Annotated in this window: 3 protein-coding genes; all 3 read left to right on the plus strand. The window is 59.6% G+C overall.

What is annotated here, in order from left to right; all coding sequences use genetic code 11:
- The first annotated feature begins 18 nt into the window (after window positions 1-18).
- The 3 genes from rplT to xerD all read left to right on the plus strand — a co-directional run bounded on the left by rplT (window position 19) and on the right by xerD (window position 3,289).
- Complete coding sequence (gene rplT, locus AC0AP0_RS10595; protein WP_110412658.1) at window positions 19-402, plus strand: 50S ribosomal protein L20; 384 nt, start codon at window positions 19-21, stop codon at window positions 400-402.
- A 291-nt stretch (window positions 403-693) separates the two neighbouring features.
- On the plus strand, window positions 694-2,280 hold the full coding sequence (locus tag AC0AP0_RS10600; protein ID WP_490430434.1) for a spermidine synthase: 1,587 nt from the start codon (window positions 694-696) through the stop codon (window positions 2,278-2,280).
- Between the two features lie 79 nt (window positions 2,281-2,359).
- Window positions 2,360-3,289, plus strand: a complete 930-nt coding sequence (gene xerD, locus AC0AP0_RS10605) for a site-specific tyrosine recombinase XerD (protein WP_490430435.1) — start codon at window positions 2,360-2,362, stop codon at window positions 3,287-3,289.
- Window positions 3,290-3,388 lie beyond the last annotated feature (99 nt).

A 3,388-nucleotide genomic window follows, 5' to 3' on the forward strand; every position in this document is an offset into this window, starting at 1 on the left:
GAAAGCTGAGGAATATCTATGGCACGAGTCAAGCGGGCAGTCAACGCGCATAAGAAGCGTCGGGTCGTCCTGGAGCGTGCGTCAGGCTACCGTGGCCAGCGCTCTCGTCTTTACCGCAAGGCCAAGGAGCAGCTGCTCCATTCATATACATACAACTTCCGGGACCGCAAGGCCCGCAAGGGTGACTTCCGCAAGCTGTGGATCCAGCGCATCAACGCCGGATGCCGCGCCCAGGGAATCACATACAACCGCTTTATTCAAGGGCTGCGCCTGGCCGGGATCGAATTGGATCGCCGCGCTCTGGCCGACCTGGTCGTCAACGACATCGACACCTTCAACGCCATCGTGGCTGAGGCCAAGAAGGCCCTGCCTGCCGACGTAAATGCTCCGGTCACTGCTTGATCAGCGGATCTGGATACCGTATTTCAAGAACCTCGCCTTTGGCGGGGTTCTTTGCATATTTGACCATTTATCAGCGGGACGGTAAGTTGATTGACGACAATGATGCCGGGAGCCGCCATGAACGATGATCACAGCGTAGTTGAGTCGGCTGTCTCGGCAGAATCAGCAGTTCAAGCCAGTCCATCTCGCGGCAGCGGTAGATCCAAGCTAACCAAAATCAATCAGTCGCGCCCCATCCTTCGGTCGCGCATCTTTCTCTATGTAACGGAGTTTTTCTCGGGGATGGCCGTTATGGCCGCTGAGCTGGGGGCCTCCCGCCTGCTGGCTCCTTACTTCTCGTCTTCTCAGATTGTATGGACCATCATCATCGGGACCATCATGATCGCCCTGGCCCTGGGTGCCGTCGTCGGCGGCCGCTGGGCTGACCGGAACCCTGACCCGGACAGGCTCTACCTGAGCATTATGGCCGCGGCCGTCTGGATCGCCCTGATTCCTTTGGTCGGCAAGTATCTGATCATTCTGATTTCGGGACTGCTGATCGTGGCCGTCTCTACCAACTTCCTGGTCCTGGCGGCCTTTATCTCCTGCCTGATCATCTTTGTTCCGCCCCTCTTCCTCCTGGGCACCATCACACCGGGCCTGGTCAAGAGCGCCACCGACTCCCTGGACGATAACGCTTCGGTGGTCGGCCGGCTCAGCGCCTGCAATACCGTGGGATCCATCCTGGGCACCTTCCTGCCCACTTTTGTGACCATCCCTGCCGTGGGGACCTTCGTTACCTTTCTGATCTTCTCAGGGATATTGCTTCTGGTGGCCTTGGTCTATTTTCTTTCCTCCCATGCGCACCGCCTGGCCTGCCTGATCGCCACTGTGGCCTTTGTAGTCTCAGCTGCCCTCTCGCCAATGACGGGATTCGCATTCTGGGAGAAGGGCCTGGCCTATGAGGGCGAGTCCATCTACAACTATCTGCAGGTCAAAACCCTGGCGGATAGAACCATCCTTTCCACCAACGTTCTCTTCGGCGTCCAGTCGGTGACTATGAAGCCTCCTGGGATGACCGGCATGTACTACGACACGGCTCTGGCAGCACCGCTCATGGCCGATCAGTCCCGCTCGGCTCTGATCCTAGGCATGGGGACCGGGACCTATGCCCGGCAACTGAGGCGGTACTATCCACGGATGGCCATCCAGGGGGTGGAGATTGACCAGGCCATCAGCAACCTCGCCATCAAGTATTTTGATCAGCCCTCCGATATTCCGGTTTCCACCTACGACGGCCGAGCCTGGCTGGCGGCCAACAGCCAGCACTACGACCTGATTATGGTCGATGCTTACCAGGACATCACCATACCCTTCCAGATGAGTTCCACCGAGTTCTTCACCCTGGTTAGGAACCACCTGAATCCGGGCGGGGTCATGGTGGTCAACATGAACATGATCGACGACGGTCAGGGGTCCATCAATGCAGCCCTGACCAATACCATCACCAGGGTCTTCGGCTCCGATGCCATCCTGACGGCCGATGTGCCCCAGACCACCAACCGCGAGCTCTTTGCACGTCGCCCTGTTTCCGCAGATTTCTTGGAAGCGGGAGGGGATAAGAGGAAGGCTATGAGGGACTATCCGGCCTCCGATCTACTGGCGGAGGAGGCAGCCAGGGTTAGCCCTGATCCGGACCTGTCCGAGATGATGGAGCAGGTCAGCTCCCGCCTGAGCACGGTTGGGGATATAAATGGGAGGGTATTGACTGATGACAATGCGCCAGTTGAGCTGCTGGGCATGCACGCCATTGACGGAATCATCAGCAGGGAGGCCGGCCCCTATCGACGGATTCTTCAGCAAGAAGGAATTCAAGGGCTGATTCGGGAAGTCTCTTGAGCGTTCGCTCCAATCCACAACGCGTTAGAATATGCTCTAAAGACCAGCACTGATGAAGAGAACCGGAGGTTAAGCGGTAGTGGACGGTGATCATCAGGAGGGGCTGACCGCTCTGCTGGATCAGTTCCTGGCCTACACTGGTCTGGAGCGGGGTCTTGCCCCCGCTACGGTCAAGGCTTATAAGTCCGATCTGAACATGTACATTCGCTGGCTGTCCGCTAGAGGCATCACCAGCGTGGAGCAGATTCAAACCGCCGATGTGGAGGGCTTTCTGGCCCATCTGGCCGATGAGAGCTCAGCCAGCCGCTCACGGAGGATGGCCGCTGTCCATGAGTGGCACCGGTTCGCCCTCAAGCAGGGGGTGACCGACCAGGATGTCTCTCGTACCGTCAAGGCTCCCAAGGGCACCTCGGCCCTGCCGGATGTGCTGGACGTGGACCAGGTGACCCGGCTGTTGGATGTGGCCGCCATGGGCGGGTCCAAGGATCCGGTGGTCCTGCGGGACAAGGCCCTGCTGGAATTCATGTACGCCACAGGCTGCCGGGTCTCGGAGGCCGTCGGCACCGACCTGGAGGACATGGACCTGGACGAGCGAGTAGTCCGTCTGACCGGCAAGGGCGACAAGCAGCGTTTGGTGCCCATGGGGTCCTACGCATGCCAGGCCATGCAGGCCTACTTGAATATGGGGCGGTCCCGCCTGTGTGATCGAGCCACCAAGAGCAGGGAGCTGAGGGCAGTCTTCCTCAACAAGCGGGGCAAGCGGCTGACTAGGCAGACCGTCTGGCAGGTGGTCAGGGACGCCGGTCGCCGGGCGGGCCTGAACAGACCTCTGCACCCCCACACTCTACGGCACTCCTTCGCCACTCATCTGCTGGAGGGAGGCGCCGATGTGCGTTCGGTCCAAGAGCTGCTGGGCCATGCCTCGGTAACTACGACGCAAATCTACACACACGTCAGTCCCCAGGCTCTGATGGAGACCTACCAGACGGCCCATCCCCGCGCCCGCTGACCCGCCAACCCACGAAAGCGGTTGGAAACTTGATAGGGTAGAGGCATGCCTACGGATTTGTTAGGGCGCGAGTATGAGACGTTCGCTGCCCCGGAGCCT

The organism is Bifidobacterium sp. POST2/T3 (B1) (assembly GCF_058197115.1).